The sequence below is a fragment of the Pseudolysinimonas sp. 10J20-29 genome (genome assembly GCF_055809595.1).
This window is the reverse complement of sequence record NZ_CM147917.1, coordinates 2442908-2462498: the sequence shown is the minus strand read 5'-3', so window position 1 is coordinate 2462498 and position 19591 is coordinate 2442908. Positions and strand designations below refer to the sequence as shown.

Genomic DNA, 19591 nt, shown 5'->3' with positions numbered 1-19591 from the left:
CCCGGGCGCGGGCGGGGGTCAGGCGAGGGCGGGGATGACGGTGCGCTCGAAGAGGGCGGCGCCGGAGCGGTCGTAGGCCGACTCCGGGAAGTAGTGGATGGCGTAGCCGAGCCCGAGCGCCTCGCGCGCGCGCAGCGCCTCGACGATCTGCTCCGGGGTGCCGGCGAGAGCGTCCGTCGAGTCGTCGCGGTACGGCGCGACGACCTCGGCGGCCTTGTCGGCGGAGAGGAAGCGGCCGAGGCGCGCCTCGTAGTCGTTCAGCTTCGCCTGCACCTCCGCATCCGTCTCGGCGATCACCGTGTTGAAGTTGCTGGAGCGCGTGATGGCCGAGAAGTCGGTGCCGAGGCGCTCGCAGTGCGCCCGCAGCAGCTCGCTCTTGTGCGCGAAGACCTCGGGGGAGCCGCCGAAGTTCGTGTAGTTCGCGTACTGCGCCGCGATGCGCAGCGTCACCTTCTCGCCGCCGCCCGCGACCCACAGCGGGATGCCGCCGGACTGCACCGGCAGCGGCCGGACGATCGCGCCGTCCACCTGGTAGAACTCGCCGTCGAGGGTCGCGACGCCCTCGGTCCAGGCCTGCTTCATGATCTGCACGCCCTCGTTGAGCATCCGCAGCCGCTCCGGGGCTGTGGGGAAGCCGTAGCCGTAGGCGCGCCACTCGTGCTCGTACCAGCCGGCGCCGATGCCCATCTCGGCGCGCCCGCCGGAGACGTGGTCCACGGTCGCCGCCACCTTCGCCAGGTAGGCGGGGTTGCGGTAGCCGAGGCAGGTGCACATCTGGCCGAGCCGGATGCGGTCGGTGACCGCGCCGAACGCCGACATCAGCGTCCACGCCTCGTGGGTCGCCTCCTCGGTCGGCTCCGGAACGGTGTGGAAGTGGTCGTACACCCACAGCGACTCCCACGGCCCCGCATCGGCGGCGAGGGCGAGAGACTTCATCGTCGCCCAGTGGTCCTTCGGGTCGATCTCGACGAGGTCGTGACGCCAGCCCTGCGGGATGAAGATTCCGAATCGCATCACCCCAGGCTAGGGGCGCTCGAGGATGTGGTCGCGCACCTTCTTCCGCAGCACCTTGCCGATCAGCGACTTCGGCAGCTCGTCGACCAGCACGACGCGGCGCGGCACCTTGTAGGCGGCGAGCCGCTCGCGCGCGAAGTCGCGCAGGGCCTGCTCGTTGATGGTCGCGCCCGGCGCCGCGACGACCGCGGCGACGACGTGCTCGCCGTCGCGTTCATCCGGGATGCCCACGATCGCGACGTCGGCGACGCCGGGGAACGCGCGCAACGCCTCCTCGACCTCGCTCGGCGCGACGTTGAATCCGCCCGTGATGACGAGCTCCTTGATCCGGTCGACGATCGTCACGAAGCCCTCGGCGTCGACCCGCACGATGTCGCCGGTGCGGAACCAGTCGTTGACGAACACCGCGGCGGTCTCCTCGGAGCGCTTCCAGTAGCCGGAGAACACCTGCGGCCCGCGGACGAGCAGCTCGCCGGCTTCTCCCGCCGGCATCTCGACGGTCGGGTTCTCGGGGTCGACGACCCGGATCTCGGTGTTCGGCAGCGGCAGGCCGACCGTGCCGGCCTTGCGGGTGGGGGCGACCGGGTTCGCCATCAGCACGGGGCTCGTCTCGCTCAGGCCGTAGCCCTCGACGAGGTAGCCGCCCGTGGCGGCCTCCCACGGCTCGACGACGGAGGGGGAGAGCGGCATCGCGCCCGAGATCGCGATGCTGATGCCGCGCAGCGAGATCCCGCGCTCCGCGGCGGCGAGGGTGAGCCGCTCGTAGATCGGGGGCACCGCCGGCAGGAACGTCGGCGGGCGCTTGCGGATGACCGACAGCACCAGGTCGGGATCGAAGCGCGGGAACAGCACCAGGCGGGCCCCCATGCTCATCGCGAAGGTGAGGCAGAGGGTCAGGCCGTAGGCGTGGAACAGCGGCAGCACGGCGTGCACGCTCGCACTGCCGCGCGGCACCTCGGGAACCCAGGCGCGCGCCTGGGCGGCGTTGATCAGCAGGTTGCCGTGGCTGAGGGTCGCGCCCTTCGGGTGCCCGGTGGTGCCGCTCGTGTACTGGATGAGTGCGACGTCGTCGACGGCCGGCTTCGGCACCTCGGCGGCGATCGGCTCGTGGTCGAGCAGCTCCTGCCACGGCGTCGTGCCGGAGACGGAGGTGGTGAGCGACTGCCTCGCCTCGCGAGCCTTGGGGATCGGAAGGCGGAGGGCAGCGCGCGTCACAAACGGCATCGCACGCGTGACGTTGACCGAGACGATGTGGTCGACGCGCACATCGGCGGGGAAGGCCTGCACCGTCTCGACGATCTTGTCCCAGGCGATGATGACGCGGGCGCCGTGGTCTTCGAACTGGTGACGCAGCTCGCGCGCCGTGTAGAGCGGGTTGTGCTCGATGACGATCGCGCCGAGCCGCAGCACGGCGTAGAACGCGACCACGTGCTGCGGGCAGTTCGGCAGCGAGATCGCGACGGGATCGCCGGCCTTCACCCCGAGTTCGCGCAGCCCCTCGGCGGCCCGGGCGATCTGGTCGCCGAGCTCCGCGTAGGTCGTCTCACGGCGGAAGAACTCCAGCGCCACATGATCGGGGTAGGTCGCCACCGACTCGGCCATCAGGTCGAACAGCGACCCGGTCGGGTCGGGGAGCGTGTGGGGAACACCGGGGGCGTAGGAGTCGAGCCAGGGCTTCGAAGGGTCCGTTGTCACCCTGACAGCCTAGGAGTCTCGCTGAGCGCGCCGCGCAGCTCACGCCGGTCGCTCACGCCGAGGCGTCGGTAGACGTGCGCCAGGTGATTGTCGATGGTGCGAACCGAGACGCCGAGCTGAAGGGCGATCTCGCGACTCGACAAGCGCTTCGCCGCCAGCGCGGCCACCTCGAGCTGCCGCTTGCTGAGGATGGGCTCGTACTCGCGCGAATTCCAGGGGCCTTGCTCGCACAGCGGTCGCAACGTGGCGACGGTCAGATCGACCAGGCGCCGATCCTCGGCACTCATCGCGGCGTCGCGAACAACCAACAGCGCATCCAGCGCCGTGGGCGGCATGGCCGCGTCAACCAGACGCGGGGCGATCGCGACCACGGTTCGCGGGTCTCCATCGGCGGTGGCGCGAGCGAGGTCGCGCAGGTCGTTGGCAAGCGCTGAGCGTCCCTCGACCGCCTGGGCGCACTCCTCCAGCGCGGCGACAACCTGCGCTGCCTCTCCGAACCGAATGCCGAGCGACATGGTCAACGCTCCGCCCACGGCGTATCCGCTCGTCACGGCGTGGCGACCGGCAGCGAGCAAGGCGGCGGCGGCCTCGGCGGTGCGGCCGCGCTCGGCCAGATCCCAGGCCGTCAGTTCGGCGAGAAGCAATGCAGCGCGCGGCTCTCGGCGCTGGGCCGGTTTCAACGTCTCGAGGACGTCCTCAGCCGCGGCCCGTTGCCGCAGCTGAATCAAGAAGAACGCCTTGAGCACCATGGCGGCGCCCAGAACTCCGCTGAGATCGCGCCAATGCAGCTGCTGAATCGCCAGATCGGCGTACTCGAGGCCCTCCTCGGGTCGACCCGAGTAGTGGCAGAAGTTGCCGAGCGAGAAGCTCCACATTCCGGCGGCATCGTTGACCGGACCGAGCCGCTGGTTCTGCACCAGCTCCCATGCCTCGGTTCCGCGTTCGTCGGAGATCAGGGCGAGGATGCGCCCGGCGGTCTCCATGGCGCCGGCGAGAGGATCGAGCACGCCGAATCGTTTCGCCATGCGCCCCAGCACATTGACCGAGTCCCCAGACTCGTTGTCGGCGCCACCCATCGCATTGCGGAGAACGCTGGCCATGGCGGATCGCACCAGCAGCTGCGGTGGCGACTCGTCGTCGAACCGACTGCTGGAATCGACCGCGGCCTGGTGCCCCGCGATGATGCCCCATGTCGCCAGCTCCGGGCCCAGTGCCTCGTGGAGGGCCGCAGGCAGCATGCCGACGTGCTGCTCGGCGAGGGCGAGCGCGGCCTCGGGGTTGTGGCGATGAAACGCCAGATGGTCGCCGTTCAGCGAGACCCCCCAGGCGCGCCGATCGTGGCTGTCGCCCAGGTGCATCCACGCCTCCGCGAATGCCGCATCTGCGTCGTCGAGCCGGCCCAACGCCGACAGCGCTGCCGCCAAGTGCCACCGTGTGTTCTCGTCCTCTGTGCCGTTCGCGAGCGCGCGCCGGGAGAACTCCACCGAGCCTGCGTGGTCGCCCAGAGAACGTGCGATCGCCGCAGCCCAGGCGAGCTCGGCGGGATCGCTGTGCTCACCCTCGTCGAGTTCGAGACGGAGGGCGCGGAGACGAGCGTTGTCATCTCCGATCTCGCGGAGCAGCGCCACCGCGGCGAGGCGGGATGCGCTCAACTGCTGCGGGAGCGCTCGGCGGAGCGCGGCCTCTGCGAACAACGGGTGCGAGATCCGGATGCCTTCGTGAGTGTGCAGCAGAACGCTCGACTCGATGAGCTGGTCGAGATGGCGCGCGTGGACGGACTCGGCGATCGACCGGAGCGGAACCGGCTGCGTGAGGGCGACCAGGCGCGTGAGGGCGGCAAGCTCGGGGCCGAGCGAGTCGAGACGGCGGTCGATGCTGGCGTCCGTCGTCACCGACGCACCCTCGTCGAAGGCGATCCCGGACGCCGTCTGGTGCACGGTTCCGGCACGGACGGCACGTTCGACCAGTTCCCGCAGAAAAAGGGGGTTTCCTTGCGTGCGCTCCCAGACGCGGTGGAGGGTGTCGGGGTTCAATCGCCCGCCGAGCCTGCGCTGCACAGCGAGCTCGGCCTCGTGCATGTCAAGCCCTGTCACCTCAACGCGCGCGACGGCATCCTCTCGAAGAAGTCGTTCGAGGATGTCGCCGGGTTCGTGACTGTCGCGCGCCGTGAGAACAGCGGGCACGCCGAACACGCGGATGAGCTGGTAGACGACCCCCGCTGAGACGTCGTCGAGCAGCGGGGCGTCGTCAACCACGAGGAGGTGGTGACGGGCTGCCATCCCGACGCGACGGATGAGGTCGTGGACTCGTTCGTCGAGGCTGCGATCGCCGTCGGGCCCGAGCGCGGCAGCCATCGCCCCCAACGCTACGGAGCGGAGCTCGGCGACTCCGACGATCGGCACGACGACGCGCCCGTCCTTGTCGGCTCGAGCAGCCACGGCCTGCGCGAGCGCCGTCTTGCCCGTGCCGCTGGGCCCGACGAGAAGCTGGGAGCGCGGAGGGGTCGCCGTCACACCGGCGCCGAGCGAGTCGAGCAGCGCCGTTCTCGGCACGATCGGCCACGGTGCAGCCTGTGTCAACAGTTCCCCCAAACGGTCGCGCCCACCCTACTCGCGCAGGGACAGCGGGGTCGGGGGTGCTCGCCGTTCGGTGACGTCGTCAGTCGCCGTCGGGTCGCGCGAACTCCGAGCGGATGAGCTCGACGAACGCATTGACGTCCGCCTCGGTGGTGTCCCACGAGGTCATCCAGCGCACCTGGCCGGCGGCGCGGTCCCAGTCGTAGAAGCGGGCGTGCTCGCGGATCGCATCGGCGACCTCGTTCGGCAGCACCGCGAACACCGCGTTCGCCTGGGTCTCCTGCGAGAACGAGAGCCCCGGGATGCGCGCCTCCTCGAGCGCCGACCGCAGCCGCGTCGCCATCGCGTTCGCGTGACCGGCCGAGGCGAGTCCGAGCCCGCCGTCGAACAGGGCGAGCAGCTGCGCCGAGAGGAAGCGCATCTTGCTGCCCAGCTGCATGCTGAGCTTGCGCAGGTAGATCAGCCCGTCGGCGCGCTCCGGGTTCAGCACGACGATCGCCTCGGCGCCGAGCAGTCCGTTCTTGGTGCCGCCGAGGCTGAGGATGTCGACCCCCGCCTCGGTCGTGAACTCGGCGAAGGGCACGCCGATCGCGGCGGCCGCGTTCCAGAGTCGGGCGCCGTCCATGTGCAGCGCCATGCCGTGCTCGTGCGCGAAGTCGGCGATCGCGCGCACCTCGGCGGGCGTGTACAGCGTGCCGAGCTCGGTGGTCTGGGTGATGCTGACTGCGAGCGGCTGCGGGCGGTGCTCGTCGCCCCAGCCCCACGCCTCGGTGGCGATCAGCTCGGGGGTGAGCTTGCCGTCGGGCGTCGTGACGGTGAGCAGCTTGAGCCCGGAGACGCGCTCGGGGGCGCCCGCCTCGTCGGTGTGGATGTGCGCGGTGTCGGTGGCGATGACGGCGCCCCAGCGCGGCAGCACGCTCGTGAGCGCGACCACGTTGGCGCCCGTGCCGTTGAAGACCGGGAAGGTCTCCGCGCGCTCGCCGAAGTGCTCCCGCACGACCTCCGACAGCCGCGCCGTGTAGTCGTCCTCGCCGTAGGCGATCTGGTGGCCGCCGTTGGCATCCGCGAGGGCGTGCAGCACCTCGGGGTGCACGCCCGCGTAGTTGTCGCTCGCGAAGGCGCGCAGGGTGTCGTCGTGGAGTCTCACGGGCTCAGTCTCGCATTCGGGTCAGTGCTCGGGCGCCGGGTCGACACCGGCATCGCCGCGACCGGAGCGCTTGCGCAGGATGCGCCAGATCGCGACGCCCGCCGCGACGAGCACGACGGCGTCGTCGCCGAAGCCGAGCGGACCCGCCAGCAGCTCGGGCACCAGGTCGAGCGGCGAGGCGCCGTAGACGAGCGCGCCCAGGCCGATCAGAACCGAGGTGAGAACGGGTCTTTTCATGACTCCAGGCTAGAGGCTGGCTCGGCGCTTGCGGCCGTGATTCCGCTGGTCGAATCGATCACCGCGCGCAGCTTCCTGCCGAGCGCCTCGTAGAACATCGACAGCGGGAACTCGTCCTCCAGCACCGCGTCGGTGTAGCCCTTCGGCGCTCCGGCGAGCACCTCGTCGCTCAGGCCGCGCGCCCACTGCGAGGCGGGGTGCGGCGCGAGGGTGCCGCGCACCAGTTCGTAGGCGGCCAGCCAGTGCGCGGGCTTCGGCCGGTCGATGCTCTTCCAGTACAGCTCGTTGATCCGGTCCGAGAGCTCGATCACGACGGCGGGCAGCTCGGCCCAGTCGATGGCGAGCTGGGTGTCGGTCCAGTGCAGCACGTGGTGCTGGTGCAGCCAGGCGAACAGCAGCTGGCCGCCGAGTCCGTCGTAGTTGCGCACGCGCGAGCCGGTCAGCGGGAAGCGGAAGATCCGGTCGAACAGGATCGCGTACTGCACGTGGCGGGCGTGGGCGCGGGTCTCGTCGTCGGTGGCGGAGTCGTGCTCGATCCGCACCGACTCGCGGAACGCGGTCAGGTCGCAGCGCAGCTCCTCGAGCGAGTAGAGGAAGTACGGCATCCGCTGCTTGATCATGAACGGATCGAACGGCAGGTCGCCGCGCATGTGGCTGCGATCGTGGATCAGGTCCCACATCACGAAGGTGTGCTCGGTCATCGCCTGGTCGTCGAGCAGTTCGGCGGCGTCGGCGGGCAGGTCGAGCTTGGTCGTCTCGACCGCGGCGCGGACGACGCGACGGAACCGTGCCGCCTCGCGGTCGGCGAAGATCGCCCCCCAGGTGAACGGCGGCACCGGGCGGTCGGCGATCGACACGGTCTCGGGGAAGAGCACCGCCGAGTTGGTGTCGTAGCCGGCGGTGAAGTCGAGGAACCGCACGGGGATGAACATCGCGTTCGAGTAGGCGTCGCCCTCGAGGGCCGCGACGAAGTCGGGCCAGATGACCTCGATCAGCACGGCTTCGAGCAGGCGTTCGCTCTGCCCGTTCTGCGTGTACATCGGGAACAGCACGACGTGCCGGACTCCGTCGGCACGCGTGTGCTCGGGGTGGAAGGCGACGAGGCTGTCGTAGAAGTCGGGAACCGGGAACCCGGTCTCGACCCAGCGGGCGAGGTCGGCGTCCACAGCCGTCAGATACGCGGCGTCGTGCGGGAGAGCGGGGGCGAGAGCCCGCAACGACGCCGCGGCCCGGGCGACGAGCACGGCAGCGGCCGCGTGCGACGCGACCTCGGGGATGCTGCCGTCGGCGGCCTGCAGCGTGCGCAGTTCGCTCACGGCGGCCTTCAGCTCGTGCCAGGTCGAGGACTCGGGAAGGAGCGCGCCGTCTTCCACGACCTCCGGTTCTCCGACGATCGAGCGGTGAGCAGTGAGCGATGACATGGCGCCTCCTTTCTCTTTCGAGCGTAGGCATCCGAGTCGCCGGTTTTCTTGCGACCGACGCAGAAAACCGGCGCCGAAGCGCCGGTTCTCGCGAGAATTCGTCGTGGGCTCTACTGGGCGTCCTTGTCGACGATCGAATACTGCAGCGCCGCCGGGGTGCCGTCTTCGCCGTTGATGTAGACGATGGAGACCTGCCACCGCTCGGTCTCGAGAGCGGTGCTGGTCAGTCCGCCGTAGTCGATCTCACCGGTGTTCTCGAAGCCGGCCGCCTCCAGCTTCGACACCAGGTCGTCGAAGGTGCCGCGTCCGCTCACCTCGTACTGCGCTGAGAACGTCTCGCCGATCGAGGCCGAGTACTGGAGCGTTCCCTCGCTCGGAACCGGGAGTTCGGACGGCCAGCTGTCGGGAAGCGAGATCCCCGAGCCGTTGACGTCGATGTCGACGCCGGTCTGGCCTTCGATCAGCTCCTCGACGCCCTCCTCGACAAGGTTCTCGGTGATGCTCTCGAGCGGGTTGACGAAGCACCCGCTGAGGGCGAGGGACAGGCCAGCGCCGAGAGCGAGTACGGGGACGATGCGTCGCATGGGAATCTCCTTGATGCAGGCGCGGGCGCGCCAGGTCTGTGGGTTCCCTATGGTTCTCGGGTCCCGTGCGCCGCGCCATGAGCAGTCCCTACCTACGCCAGGATGGGGGGATGATCGGTGTTCTCGTGGGGTTCGCGATCATCGCCGTCATCATCGGGGTCGGGTACCTGATCGGGCGCATCGGGCTTCTGGGCGAGCACGCCGACTACGCGCTCAGCCGGCTCGCCTTCTTCGTGCTGTCGCCCGCGCTGCTGTTCACGGTGCTCGCCGAGGCCGACGTCGCGCGGCTGTTCTCGGACGTCCTGCCGATCTCGATCATCTCCGCCGTCGTGCCGATGCTGGTGTTCCTGCTGGTGGCCCGCTTCGCCTGGCGCCGCTCGGTCGCCGACGTCACCATCGGGGCGCTCGGCTCGGGCTACGTCAATGCCAACAACATCGGCATCCCGGTCGCCGTTTACGTGCTCGGCGACGCCTCCGCGTCGGCGCCCGTCATCCTGCTGCAGCTGCTGGTGATCGCTCCGCTCGCGCTCACCGTGCTCGACGTCAGTTCGCACGGGCACCGCTCCTGGGGCCGCATCTTCCTGCAGCCGATCACCAACCCGCTCATCGTCGGGTCTGCCGCCGGCCTTCTCGTCGCCGTGCTCGGGCTCGACCTTCCCGACTTCGTGATGGAGCCGTTCGCCCTCGTCGGATCTGCGGCGGTGCCGGTGATCCTGCTGACCTTCGGGATGTCGCTGCACGGTCGCCGCGTGCTCGCCCCCGGCAGTGCGCGCCGCGACGTCATCCTCGCCTCGTCGCTCAAGCTCATCGTGATGCCGATCGTCGCCTGGTTTGTCGGGCACGTCCTCTGGGGACTGACCGGGCACGAGCTGTTCGTCGTCGTCGTGCTGGCCGCGCTGCCCTCGGCGCAGAACGTGTTCAACTACGCGCAGCGCTACGGCCGCGGGGTGGTGCTCGCGCGCGACACCGTGCTCATCACGACGGTGCTGTCGCTGCCCGTGCTCGTCGTCGTCGCCGCGATCCTGGCGGCCTGACCCCGGCCGGACGGGTGCGGCCGGCTAGAAGATCATCGGGCGATCGTCGTCGTCGCCCTCATTCATCAGCTCGACGAGCACCGGCACGTGGTCGCTCGGGCCGTCGCCCTTCCGCTCGTCGCGGTGGATCTCGGCGCCCGCGACCCGGTCGGCGAACGCGGCCGAGCCGAGCACGAAGTCGATCCGCATGCCCTCGTTCCGCGGGAAGCGCAGCTGCTGGTAGTCCCAGAAGGTGAAGCCCTCGGGCACGAGCGGACGCACGACATCGGTGAGGCCCGCATCCTCGAAGGCGCGGAACGCGGCGCGCTCCGGCTCGGAGACGTGCGTCGAGCGCCCGGGCGCGAAGCTCGGGTCGCCCATGTCGGCGTCGAAGGGCGCGATGTTGAAGTCGCCGGTGAGCGCGAGCGGCAAGTCCGGGTCGGCGCGCAGCCAGTCCTCCGTCGCGGTGCGCAGCGCCGCCAGCCAGTCGAGCTTGTACGCGTAGTGCGGGTCATCGAGGGCTCGGCCGTTGGGCACGTAGAGGCTCCAGACGCGCACATCGTCGATGGTCGCGCCGAGCGCGCGCGCCTCGCGCGGGAGGTCCGGGCCCTCCGCGCCCTTCAGAAAGCCGGGCATCCCCGGGAACTCTGTCTCGACCTGGGTGATCGGCAGCCGGCTGGCGAGCGCGACGCCGTTCCACTGGTTGAGTCCGTGCACGGCGACGTCATAGCCCGCGACCTCGAAGGCGGCGTGCGGGAACTGCTCCGGCTTGCACTTGATCTCCTGCATCGCGAGCACGTCGACGTCGGCGCGCTCGAGCCAATCGACGACGCGACCGACGCGAGTCCGGATCGAGTTGACGTTCCAGGTGGCGATGCGCATGGCTCCCAAGCTACCGGGCGAAGGCACGCCACCGCGGTGCCCCCCAAAGGGGTGGCTATTGACCAAGGCTCGACTCTCATACGGTGATCGCAGTGACCTCCGATCCCGACGCCCATCTCCGTGCCCCGCGGTTGTCTCCGCGCGCCACGATGATTCTGGTTGTCGTGATGATCGTGGCCTCCGCGGCCGTCGCCTGGCTCGGGGTCGCCTCCGCGTCGGCCGGTTCCGGCGCTGACGGCGAGCCCGCCTCCGCGCTCGCCTCGTTGGGTTTCGACGACCTGCCCTAATCTGGACGAGTGAGCGCCCGCCAGAAGCTGATCGATGCCATCTCGAAGGATGCCGTGTTCCACGGCGACTTCACCCTCACCAGCGGGAAGAAGGCGAGCTACTACATCGACCTCCGCAAGGTGAGCCTCGACGGGCGGGTCGCTCCCCTCATCGGGCAGGTCATGGTCGACCTGATCGCCGACATCCCGAACGTGGATGCGGTGGGCGGCCTGACCATGGGCGCCGACCCGATCGCCGCTGCGGTGCTTCACCAGGGCGCCGCGCAGGGGCGACCGTATGACGCCTTCGTGGTGCGCAAGGAGCCGAAGGACCACGGGCGCGGTCGTCAGGTGGAGGGCCCGGAGCTCGCGGGCAAGCGCGTCGTCGTGCTGGAGGACACCTCGACCACGGGCGGCTCCCCGCTGAAGGCGATCGAGGCCCTGCTCAAGGTCGGCGCCGAGATCGCGGCCGTCGCCGTCGTCGTCGATCGCGACACCGGCGCGAAGGAAGTCATCGAGGCCGCCGGCTACCCGTACTACGCCGCGATCGGATTGGCCGATCTCGGACTGGCGCCGTGACCGGACGGGACGACGAGCCGATCGACTCGGGAGCCGACTGGTTCGCCGCGCAGTTCGGCGCCGGTGACGAGGAGGACGCGCCGCCGGTGACGCCCGCGTCGCCCGCGCCGCCGCAGACTCCGCCGCCTGCCGCGCCGCCCGCTGCGCCGCCTGCGGTTCCGCCTGCCGCGCCGCCGCGCTCCGGCCCGCCCGCCAGCCCGCCCACGCTGATCAACCCGTTCGGCTCGGCACCCGGTTCGCCGCCGGTCTCGCCGCCACCGCCGCCGGTGACCCCGCCGCCGGCCGCGCGGCCGCACGCCGCGGTGCCGCCCGCGCACGTGCCGCCCGCGCAGGTGCCTCCGACACAGGTTCCGCCGGCGCAGGCGCCGCCTGCCGCTGGTTTCCCGGGCGCACCGGGTTTCCCGCCGACGGCTCCTCCCGCACAGCCTTTCGCGCCGCCAGCCGCGCAGCCGCCCGCGTCACCGACGACTCCGCCCGCCGCCCCGCCGGCTGCGGCGGGCGGCTTCAACTGGGGGCTGCGCCCGAGCGGAGACGACGCCCCGCCCGCACAACCGAGCCAGCCCGCCCAGCCCGCGCCGCCGAGTCCGTCGGCCGCGCCGTTCCCCACCGCGCAGCAGGCCCAGCCGCTGCCGCCGAGCCAGCCAGTGCAGCCGGCGCAGCCGAGCCAACCGACGCCGCCCGCGCCGTCGGGCCAGCCCGCCGCACCGTCCTCGCCAGCGCCGCCGAGCCAGCCAGCGCCGCCGAGCCCGCCCGCGGCCGCGGTGCCCCACTCCGCCGCGCCTCAGCCGTTCGCGGGACCGCCGCCGACCGAGCCCTTCGCGCCCGACCTTCGCCCGCCGACCCCGTTCGTCGAGTCGGAGCCGACGCAGCCGTTCACCCCCGACTTCGATGACATGGCGACGCAGGCATATGCTCCGCCCGTCGACGACATGTCGGGCGCTGGGGGTGCCGATCAGCCCACCGAGCGCCTCTCCGCCGCCGACCAGCCCACCGCGCTCTTCCCGAGCGCCGAGGCGGCGTCGGGGGATGCGCTCCAGTCGCTGTTCGGCGAAGACCAGTTCCGCGAGGTGCCGGTCGGCCCGGACCCGAACGAGGCTCCCTTCGCCAAGCGCCTGTCCAAGTCCTCGCGCGACGCGGGCGCGGACGGCGGCGACGGCGGCGGACCCGGCGACGGCGACGGGCCTCCCGTCGCGGGGTTCGGCAAGACCCAGAAGATCCTGATGGCGGTCGCCGGCGGCCTCATCGGCATCCTCGCCCTCATCGTGCTGTACTTCGTCGGCACGCGGCTTCCCGAGCTGCTCGGGCCGGCGCCGGTGATCACGGCGAGCCCGACCCCGAGCGCGAGCGCCACCGTGGAGGCGATCGGCCCCGTCGAGCCCGGGCTCTATCTGTGGGACGAGCTGCTCGGCGGCGAATGCCTCGACCCCTACACGGATGCCTGGCAGACCCAGTACACGGTCGTCGACTGCGCTGAGCCGCACGCCGCCCAGCTGGTCTACCGCAGCAGCTACCAGCCCGAGCCGGAGGAGAGCGACGACGAGACTCCGGCCACCGCCGAGCCGCTGGTGCCGTTCCCCGGCGTCGAGCAGCTCCAGGCCGGCATCGACGAGCTCTGCGCCGCGCAGGGCGTCGTCAACCTGGAGGGACTCAACAACCTGCTCGACGTCACCATGCAGGGCAGCTACCCGGCGACGGCGGAGCAGTGGGAGAAGGACCCGTCGTACCGCTGCTTCGTGACGCGCACCTCGGGCGAGCCGCTCGAGGGCAGCGCCGCCTACCCGGTCGACGAGGGCTAGGCGGGGCCGCCCGGGCTCGGACTGAGGTCGGGACTCAGAGCTCCGTCTCGGCGGGCATCGGCGCGACCAGCTCGTGCACGCCGGCGAGGATCTCGTCCGGCCGGAACGGGTAGCGGTCGATCTCGGCCTGGTCGCTGATCCCGGTCATCACCAGCACGGTGTGCAGTCCCGCCTCGATGCCGGCGACGATGTCGGTGTCCATCCGGTCGCCGATCATCGCCGTGACCTCGGAGTGCGCGCCGATCTTGTTCATCGCCGAGCGGAACATCATTGGGTTCGGCTTGCCCACCACGTAGGGCTCCTTGCCGGTCGCCTTCGTGATGAGGGCGGAGATCGCGCCGGTCGCCGGCAGGGCGCCCTCGGCCGAGGGGCCGGTGGCATCCGGGTTGGTGGCGATGAAGCGGGCGCCGTTGTTGATGAATCGGATCGCCTTGGTGATCGCCTCGAACGAGTAGTTGCGGGTCTCGCCGACGACCACGTAGTCGGGGTTGGTCTCGGTGAGGATGAACCCGACCTCGTGCAGCGCGTTCGTCATGCCCGACTCGCCGATCACGAACGCCGTGCCGCCGGGCATCTGCTGGGCGCAGAAGTCGGCCGTGGCGAGGGCGCTCGTCCAGATCGCCTCCTCGGGAACCGAGAGGCCCGAGGCGCGCAGGCGCGCAGCGAGGTCACGCGGGGTGAAGATCGAGTTGTTCGTCAGCACCAGAAACGGGGTGCCGGTGTTCGTCCACTGCTCGATGAGCTCCTGGGCGCCGGGAAGCGCCGTGTTCTCGTGGACGAGAACGCCGTCCATATCGGTGAGCCAGCATTCGACGTCAGCGCGATTAGCCATGCGACCAGCCTACTGAGCGCCCGAGTGCGACGTTTCTCCGGAGATTCCGGGCCGAGGGCCGGATGCGGCCGCGTGAAACCCGGGGTCGCGCGTGAAACCCCCGGAGAAGCGGCACACTCGCGCGGCGCATGTGGCACATGCGGCGGAGGCGGCGGGGCGCTGGCGGGGCGTTCAGGGGGTGGGAGGGGTGAGGATGCGGGCGTGCGGCAGGCGCGCGCGCATCACCTCGACGGCATCCCGGCTCTCATCCACCAGCAGGAAGCGCCGCCCGAGCGCGTGCGCCACCGCCCCGGTCGTGCCGGAACCGGCGAAGAAGTCGAGCACCAGGTCGCCCGGCGCGCTCGAGGCCTGCACGATGCGGCGCAGGATGCCCTCCGGCTTCTGCGTCGGATACCCGGTGCGCTCGCGCGCGTTCGTGCCGACGATGGTGTGCCACCAGACGTCGGTGGGCAGCTTGCCGCGTGCCACCTTCTCGGGCGTCACCAGTCCCGGCGCCATGTACGGCTCCCGGTCGACGCTGGCGTTGTCGAAGTAGTACCGCGCCGGATCCTTGACGTAGACCAGGATCGTGTCGTGCTTGGCCGGCCACCGCCGGTTCGACTTCGCGCCGTAGTCGTAGGCCCAGATCAGCTCGTTGAGGAAGCAGTCCCGGCCGAACAGCTCATCGAGGGCGACCTTCGCGTAGTGCGCCTCGCGGAAGTCGAGGTGCAGGTAGAGGGTGCCCTGGTCATCCAGCAGCCGGTGCGCCTCCCGCAGCCGCGGCTCGAGGAACGCCCAGTAGTCGTCGAAGCTGTCGCCGAAGCTGCGGCGCTCGCCGCGAACGCTCGCATAGCTCTGACCGCCGAAGCCCACCCGGTCGCTGCCGTCGGCGGCGCGCTCCGTGCGAATCGGCGTGTGGTGCTGCGTGCGCCCGGTGTTGAACGGCGGGTCGAGGTAGATGAGCCGCACGGAGGCGTCGGGCAGCTGGGCTGTGACCGCCAGGTTGTCGCCGAGCACGATCGTGTCGGAAGCGTCGGGGCCGACGAGGGGCGCATCCTCCGGCGTGGGCATGCGCTGACCTTAACAGTCCGCGCGCCGATACTCTCGCAGGGTGGACGAGCAGCGACCGAGTGAAGACCAGATGCCGGTCGGCGTCGGCCCCTGGCCGGGCGGGCGCGCATCCTGGCCGGACGATCCGCGCCTCGACCCGGAGCTGCTCGAGCACGGCGATCGCCGCAACGTCGTCGACGAGTTCCGCTACTGGCGCATGGATGCGATCGTCGCCGAGCTCGACACGCGCCGCCACGAATTCCATGTCGCGATCGAGAACTGGCAGCACGACCTCAACATCGGCTCGATCGTGCGCACGGCCAACGCCTTCGCGGCGGCGGCGGTGCACATCGTCGGGAAGCGCCGCTGGAACAAGCGCGGCGCGATGGTGACCGATCGGTACCAGACGGTGATCCACCACGAGACGGTGGATGCTCTCGTCGCCTGGGCGGCCGAGCGCGACCTGCCGGTCCTCGCCGTCGACAACGTGCCCGGCTCGGTCGATGTGATCGACGCCGAGCTCCCCGCCGGCTGCGTGCCTGCTGTTCGGCCAGGAGGGCCCGGGCCTGAGCGCCGAGGCGCTCGCCGCCGCGACCGCCACGGTGCACATCCGGCAGTACGGCTCGACACGGTCGATCAACGCGGCGGCGGCGGCCGCGATCGTCATGCACGAATGGATTCGCCGGCACGCCGAAAGCTGACGGGCCCTAGACTCGGCGGACACGCGCGAAGGCTGCGCACGACAGAGAGTGGGTCCCGGTGCTCTCCCGAGTTCTGCGTATTGCTGTAGCGGCATGCATCGTCGGCGCGCTGTCGACGGTCGCCCCGACGACCGGCCACACCGATCCAGCGGCGGCGGCTCCGGCCTGCGCGAGCTACGTGCCGCCGAACTACAGCCCGGCGAACGCCAGCGATCCGACGATCTACGTGATCGAGTCGCATGTCGACGTGCTGGGCGTCGTGCCGCTGTCCGGCATGTGCTTCCCGGGAACCCCGACCGTGACGCTCGTCGACGACTTCGGGACGACGCAGGGGTACTCGGTCACGGCCGACGGCTCGACCTCGGCGGGCATCACCCTCGATCCGCCGAGCGGGTTCAGCGGCGTCGCGCACCTCATCCTCGAGATCGAGTTCGGCGGAGAGAGCTGGACGTTCGACATCTACAACTACGTGGGCACCCCGGCGGCGACGTTCCCGACCCGGATCGCGCCGATCTCCGCGCCGGTCGGATCGGCCGCGACGTTCGACTTCACGGGCCTCAGCTTCCCGGCCGGCAGCACGGTCGAGATGACGGTGACGAACCCGTCGTCGCGGTTCACGGCCGCGTTCAACGAGACCGCCCCAGGCGTCGACGTGACCATGCTCACCAGCGGCGGGGACCCCCGCAACGTGCCGAACGCGGTCGCCATCACGGTGCGGATCGGCAACGGAATCCAGGAGAAGGCGTACGAGCTCGTCGCGTTCGTCGGCGTGCCCGTTCCCACCGACGTCTCGTTCGGTCCGCAGCCGGAGCCGATGTACATCGAGCCCGGCGAGCCGGCATCGTTCCCGCTCGCCCTGTTCGCGCCCACGATCAACGGGGAGAAGCCGGTCTGCGAGATCGAGATCTACGCCATTCCGGATGTGCTGCACACGGCCGAGCCGCCGCAGGTGAACGGGATCTCGCATCCGCTGAACTTCCAGCTCGACACCGACTTCGTCGGCGAGGCCGAGCTGCACACGATCCTCACCTGCACGGTCTTCGGCGGGGTGCCGAAGTCGCAGGACTACGTCCTCGCGATGTACGTGGGGGTGCCGCTCCCGGTCACCGAGCTCGCCGAGACCGGCGGCACGGTGCCGACCGTCGTGGTGATCGCGGGTGCCGGGCTGCTGCTCGGCGGGGTCGTCCTGGTCGTGGTCGTCGCCATTCGCCGCCGGCGCGCCAGCGACTGACCGCCGAGGGCCAGGCCCGCCGACGTCCCGTTAGACTGGGGTGTAATCCCGCCCGACCGTGAGGGAGAAAAGCATGCCCGCGATCGTTCTCGTTGGCGCCCAATGGGGCGATGAAGGCAAGGGCAAGGCGACCGACCTGCTCGGCAGCCGCGTCGACTACGTCGTCAAATTCAACGGCGGCAACAACGCCGGCCACACCGTCGTCATCGGCGACAAGAAGTACGCGCTGCACCTGCTGCCGTCCGGCATTCTGACGCCCGGGGTCACCCCCGTCATCTCGAACGGCGTCGTCGTCGACGTTGAGGTGCTCTTCGACGAGCTCGGCGCCCTGTCGGCGCGCGGCGTCGACGTGTCGAAGCTGCTGGTCAGCGCCAACGCGCACGTCATCACCGGCTACCACCGCACGCTCGACCGCGTCACCGAGCGCTTCCTCGGCAAGCGCCAGATCGGCACCACCGGCCGGGGCATCGGACCCGCGTACGCCGACAAGATCAACCGGGTCGGCATCCGGATCCAGGACCTGTTCGACGAGAACATCCTGCGCCAGAAGGTCGAGGGAGCCCTCGACCAGAAGAACCACCTGCTGGTCAAGATCTACAACCGCCGGGCGATCGGCGTCGACGAGATCGTCGACGAGCTGCTGAGCTACGCTGACCGTCTGCGCCCGATGGTGGCCGACACCGGCCTCGTGCTGAACCAGGCCCTGGATGCCGGCAAGACTGTCCTGTTCGAGGGCGGCCAGGCGACGATGCTCGATGTCGATCACGGCACCTACCCGTTCGTCACCAGCTCCAACGCGACGAGCGGCGGCGCGGCCACCGGCTCGGGCGTCGCCCCCAACCGCATCGACCGCGTCATCGCGGTGGTCAAGGCGTACACGACGCGCGTCGGCGCGGGCCCGTTCCCGACCGAGCTGTTCGACGAGTCGGGCGAGTTCCTGCGCGCCGCCGGCTTCGAGTTCGGCACCACCACCGGTCGCCCGCGGCGCACCGGCTGGTACGACGCCCCGATTGCGCGCTACTCGGCGCGCATCAACGGCGTCACCGATTTCGTGCTCACCAAGCTCGACGTGCTCACCGGGCTCGAGACGATCCCGGTCTGCGTCGCCTACGACGTCAACGGCACCCGCTTCGATGAGGTTCCCGTCAACCAGAGCGACTTCCACCACGCGACTCCGATCTACGAGGAGTTCCCGGGCTGGAGCGAAGACATCACCGGCGCGCGCGAGTTCTCCGATCTGCCGAAGAACGCGCAGGACTACGTGCTCGCCGTTGAGGAGATGAGCGGGGCCCGCATGTCGGCGATCGGCGTCGGCCCCGGCCGTGAGGCCATCGTCGTGCGCCACGACTTGCTGTGAGTTCTCTCGCGCGCTGATGCGGGAGCGGCGGGTCAGTTGCTGACGAGCGAGAAGCCGTGGAACAGCACGTCGCTGTAGCTCTTCTGCGAGAACCCGGGGTGCGCGCCCGCCATGGCGGCGACGAGCGCCGGGCCCGACTCCCCGTTGACGACATTGCGTCGACCGAACTCCTCGGCTGAGCGCACCAGCGCGAGCGCGGCGCGCATCCAGGCAACCAGGTTGCTCGGGTCGGTCTCCGGCACGAAGTCGGCGATCGCCAGGTTCGGCTGCCCGACCGGCGTCGGGTGACGCTCCTCGATCAGCAGCAGCGCGAGCACCGCGTCCGGCAGGCTGAGGCCCTTCACGGCGTCCTCCGCGGCGACGCGGCGGCTGCGCGGATCGAACCAGTCGGTGAGATCCGGGCGCGAGTTCTCGGGCGCGGCGTGTTCCGCCGTCGCCGTGGTCTCGCCGTTCAGGTCCCAGATCCCCATTGCGTTCCGATGTTAACCGCTGTTGTTCACCTCCCGCGACGCCAGGCCGGGGGGTGGCAGGATCGCATCGTGACCGCGCGCCGCCCCGAACCGGTGACCCTGATGGGTCGTTTCGTGATGCTGGAGCCCATGGCCGGCGCTCACGCGCCCGAGCTGTGGCGCGCTCTCGGCCATCCCGCCGTCTTCGCCGGCGGCTACGGGGGCGGTCCGGCGGGCCTTCCCGTCGACGAGGCGGCCTACGCGACGTGGAACGCCGCGTACTACGCGGGAGACGCGCGGCAGAACTTCGTGGTCCGCGTCGCGAGCGGACCGCACCGCGGAGCCCTCGTCGGCGCGACGACCCTCGGCGACTTCGATGAGGCCGCCGGGTCGACGCACATCGGCTGGACCGCCTACGACCCGCGGGTCTGGGGAACCCAGGTGAACCCGGAGGCGAAGCTGCTGCTGCGCGGCCACGCGTTCGGCCACGGCTTCGAGCGGGTGCGCATCCAGGCGGATGCGGTCAACACGCGGTCTCGGGCGGCGATCGAGCGGCTCGGCGCCGTGTTCGAGGGGATCGCCCGCCACGATCGGCCGCGCGCCGACGGCTCCTGGCGCGACACGGCGATCTACTCGATCCTGTCGAGCGAGTGGCCGACGGTGCGCCGCGGACTCGAGACCCGCCTCGCCGACTCCGGCGAACGGCCGGTGCTGTTCCGCTCTGCGCCGACCGCGCCGACGCCGCTGCCGGGAGAGCGGCGCGCGGGCGCTTAGGCTCGGAG

Annotated in this window: 19 protein-coding genes; 8 read left to right on the top strand and 11 right to left on the bottom strand. The window is 70.6% G+C overall.

Annotated features, from left to right (window positions below; genetic code table 11):
- Positions 1 to 18: 18 nt before the first annotated feature.
- From AC0L6Y_RS11920 to AC0L6Y_RS11890, 7 genes are all read right to left on the bottom strand, one after another.
- Positions 19 to 1014 carry an LLM class F420-dependent oxidoreductase gene (locus AC0L6Y_RS11920; protein ID WP_473552687.1) on the bottom strand — a complete coding sequence of 332 codons (996 nt, stop codon included), beginning with the start codon at positions 1012 to 1014 and terminating at the stop codon, positions 19 to 21.
- Between the two features lie 9 nt (positions 1015 to 1023).
- Complete coding sequence (locus tag AC0L6Y_RS11915; protein WP_473552686.1) at positions 1024 to 2709, bottom strand: long-chain-fatty-acid--CoA ligase; 1686 nt, start codon at positions 2707 to 2709, stop codon at positions 1024 to 1026.
- The gene (locus AC0L6Y_RS11910; protein WP_473552684.1) at positions 2706 to 5288 is read right to left on the bottom strand and encodes a helix-turn-helix transcriptional regulator; all 2583 of its coding nucleotides are present in this window, start codon (positions 5286 to 5288) and stop codon (positions 2706 to 2708) included. The genes AC0L6Y_RS11915 and AC0L6Y_RS11910 overlap by 4 nt, the downstream gene beginning before the upstream one ends.
- Before the next feature lie 79 nt (positions 5289 to 5367).
- Positions 5368 to 6432, bottom strand: coding sequence for a threonine aldolase family protein (locus AC0L6Y_RS11905; protein WP_473552680.1), 1065 nt, complete (start codon positions 6430 to 6432; stop codon positions 5368 to 5370).
- Positions 6433 to 6453: 21 nt separating this feature from the next.
- Positions 6454 to 6669 carry a DUF1232 domain-containing protein gene (locus tag AC0L6Y_RS11900; RefSeq protein ID WP_473552677.1) on the bottom strand — a complete coding sequence of 72 codons (216 nt, stop codon included), beginning with the start codon at positions 6667 to 6669 and terminating at the stop codon, positions 6454 to 6456.
- The gene (locus AC0L6Y_RS11895; protein WP_473552674.1) at positions 6666 to 8090 is read right to left on the bottom strand and encodes a DUF6421 family protein; all 1425 of its coding nucleotides are present in this window, start codon (positions 8088 to 8090) and stop codon (positions 6666 to 6668) included. Before AC0L6Y_RS11895 ends, AC0L6Y_RS11900 begins: the two co-directional genes overlap by 4 nt.
- A gap of 110 nt (positions 8091 to 8200) precedes the next feature.
- Positions 8201 to 8674, bottom strand: coding sequence for a hypothetical protein (locus AC0L6Y_RS11890; RefSeq protein WP_473552672.1), 474 nt, complete (start codon positions 8672 to 8674; stop codon positions 8201 to 8203).
- Positions 8675 to 8784: 110 nt separating this feature from the next.
- Here AC0L6Y_RS11890 and AC0L6Y_RS11885 point away from each other — a divergent pair, with 110 nt between their 5' ends.
- Positions 8785 to 9708 (top strand): AEC family transporter, encoded by a 924-nt coding sequence (locus tag AC0L6Y_RS11885; protein WP_473552669.1) that lies wholly within the window; start codon positions 8785 to 8787, stop codon positions 9706 to 9708.
- Between the two features lie 24 nt (positions 9709 to 9732).
- Here AC0L6Y_RS11885 and AC0L6Y_RS11880 read toward each other — a convergent pair whose 3' ends face one another.
- Positions 9733 to 10569: an exodeoxyribonuclease III gene (locus AC0L6Y_RS11880; protein ID WP_473552666.1), complete on the bottom strand. Its 837-nt coding sequence runs from the start codon at positions 10567 to 10569 to the stop codon at positions 9733 to 9735.
- 92 nt (positions 10570 to 10661) lie between these two features.
- Between AC0L6Y_RS11880 and AC0L6Y_RS11875 the strand changes: the two genes are divergently transcribed.
- The 3 genes from AC0L6Y_RS11875 to AC0L6Y_RS11865 are packed head-to-tail and all read left to right on the top strand — an operon-like array spanning position 10662 to position 13210.
- Positions 10662 to 10856: a hypothetical protein gene (locus AC0L6Y_RS11875; protein WP_473552663.1), complete on the top strand. Its 195-nt coding sequence runs from the start codon at positions 10662 to 10664 to the stop codon at positions 10854 to 10856.
- A gap of 9 nt (positions 10857 to 10865) precedes the next feature.
- Positions 10866 to 11414 (top strand): orotate phosphoribosyltransferase, encoded by a 549-nt coding sequence (pyrE, locus tag AC0L6Y_RS11870; RefSeq protein WP_473552662.1) that lies wholly within the window; start codon positions 10866 to 10868, stop codon positions 11412 to 11414.
- Positions 11411 to 13210 (top strand): hypothetical protein, encoded by a 1800-nt coding sequence (locus AC0L6Y_RS11865; protein ID WP_473552659.1) that lies wholly within the window; start codon positions 11411 to 11413, stop codon positions 13208 to 13210. Before pyrE ends, AC0L6Y_RS11865 begins: the two co-directional genes overlap by 4 nt.
- Positions 13211 to 13244: 34 nt before the next feature.
- On the opposite strand, the gene AC0L6Y_RS11860 is transcribed toward AC0L6Y_RS11865, so the two are convergent.
- Both AC0L6Y_RS11860 and AC0L6Y_RS11855 read right to left on the bottom strand, forming a co-directional pair.
- Positions 13245 to 14042 carry an HAD-IIA family hydrolase gene (locus AC0L6Y_RS11860; RefSeq protein ID WP_473552656.1) on the bottom strand — a complete coding sequence of 266 codons (798 nt, stop codon included), beginning with the start codon at positions 14040 to 14042 and terminating at the stop codon, positions 13245 to 13247.
- A 171-nt stretch (positions 14043 to 14213) separates the two neighbouring features.
- Complete coding sequence (locus AC0L6Y_RS11855) at positions 14214 to 15092, bottom strand: DNA-methyltransferase (protein ID WP_473552655.1); 879 nt, start codon at positions 15090 to 15092, stop codon at positions 14214 to 14216.
- Between the two features lie 40 nt (positions 15093 to 15132).
- Between AC0L6Y_RS11855 and AC0L6Y_RS11850 the strand changes: the two genes are divergently transcribed.
- The 3 genes from AC0L6Y_RS11850 to AC0L6Y_RS11840 all read left to right on the top strand — a co-directional run bounded on the left by AC0L6Y_RS11850 (position 15133) and on the right by AC0L6Y_RS11840 (position 18360).
- Complete coding sequence (locus AC0L6Y_RS11850) at positions 15133 to 15861, top strand: TrmH family RNA methyltransferase (protein ID WP_473552652.1); 729 nt, start codon at positions 15133 to 15135, stop codon at positions 15859 to 15861.
- Complete coding sequence (locus AC0L6Y_RS11845) at positions 15831 to 17003, top strand: hypothetical protein (RefSeq protein ID WP_473552649.1); 1173 nt, start codon at positions 15831 to 15833, stop codon at positions 17001 to 17003. Before AC0L6Y_RS11850 ends, AC0L6Y_RS11845 begins: the two co-directional genes overlap by 31 nt.
- Positions 17004 to 17076: 73 nt before the next feature.
- Complete coding sequence (locus AC0L6Y_RS11840) at positions 17077 to 18360, top strand: adenylosuccinate synthase (RefSeq protein ID WP_473552646.1); 1284 nt, start codon at positions 17077 to 17079, stop codon at positions 18358 to 18360.
- A gap of 32 nt (positions 18361 to 18392) precedes the next feature.
- Here AC0L6Y_RS11840 and AC0L6Y_RS11835 read toward each other — a convergent pair whose 3' ends face one another.
- Positions 18393 to 18830 (bottom strand): hypothetical protein, encoded by a 438-nt coding sequence (locus tag AC0L6Y_RS11835; protein ID WP_473552645.1) that lies wholly within the window; start codon positions 18828 to 18830, stop codon positions 18393 to 18395.
- A gap of 69 nt (positions 18831 to 18899) precedes the next feature.
- Here AC0L6Y_RS11835 and AC0L6Y_RS11830 point away from each other — a divergent pair, with 69 nt between their 5' ends.
- The gene (locus tag AC0L6Y_RS11830; RefSeq protein WP_473552642.1) at positions 18900 to 19583 is read left to right on the top strand and encodes a GNAT family N-acetyltransferase; all 684 of its coding nucleotides are present in this window, start codon (positions 18900 to 18902) and stop codon (positions 19581 to 19583) included.
- Positions 19584 to 19591: the final 8 nt, after the last annotated feature.

Excerpts from the sequence above, each read along its gene's own strand:
- AC0L6Y_RS11895 (WP_473552674.1), bottom strand. The coding sequence starts at position 8,090 with ATGTCATCGCTCACTGCTCACCGCTCGATCGTCGGAGAACCGGAGGTC.
- AC0L6Y_RS11920 (WP_473552687.1), bottom strand. The coding sequence starts at position 1,014 with ATGCGATTCGGAATCTTCATCCCGCAGGGCTGGCGTCACGACCTCGTC.
- AC0L6Y_RS11840 (WP_473552646.1), top strand. The coding sequence starts at position 17,077 with ATGCCCGCGATCGTTCTCGTTGGCGCCCAATGGGGCGATGAAGGCAAG.
- AC0L6Y_RS11900 (WP_473552677.1), bottom strand. The coding sequence starts at position 6,669 with ATGAAAAGACCCGTTCTCACCTCGGTTCTGATCGGCCTGGGCGCGCTC.
- AC0L6Y_RS11885 (WP_473552669.1), top strand. The coding sequence starts at position 8,785 with ATGATCGGTGTTCTCGTGGGGTTCGCGATCATCGCCGTCATCATCGGG.
- AC0L6Y_RS11855 (WP_473552655.1), bottom strand. The coding sequence starts at position 15,092 with ATGCCCACGCCGGAGGATGCGCCCCTCGTCGGCCCCGACGCTTCCGAC.
- AC0L6Y_RS11835 (WP_473552645.1), bottom strand. The coding sequence starts at position 18,830 with ATGGGGATCTGGGACCTGAACGGCGAGACCACGGCGACGGCGGAACAC.
- AC0L6Y_RS11860 (WP_473552656.1), bottom strand. The coding sequence starts at position 14,042 with ATGGCTAATCGCGCTGACGTCGAATGCTGGCTCACCGATATGGACGGC.
- AC0L6Y_RS11880 (WP_473552666.1), bottom strand. The coding sequence starts at position 10,569 with ATGCGCATCGCCACCTGGAACGTCAACTCGATCCGGACTCGCGTCGGT.
- AC0L6Y_RS11890 (WP_473552672.1), bottom strand. The coding sequence starts at position 8,674 with ATGCGACGCATCGTCCCCGTACTCGCTCTCGGCGCTGGCCTGTCCCTC.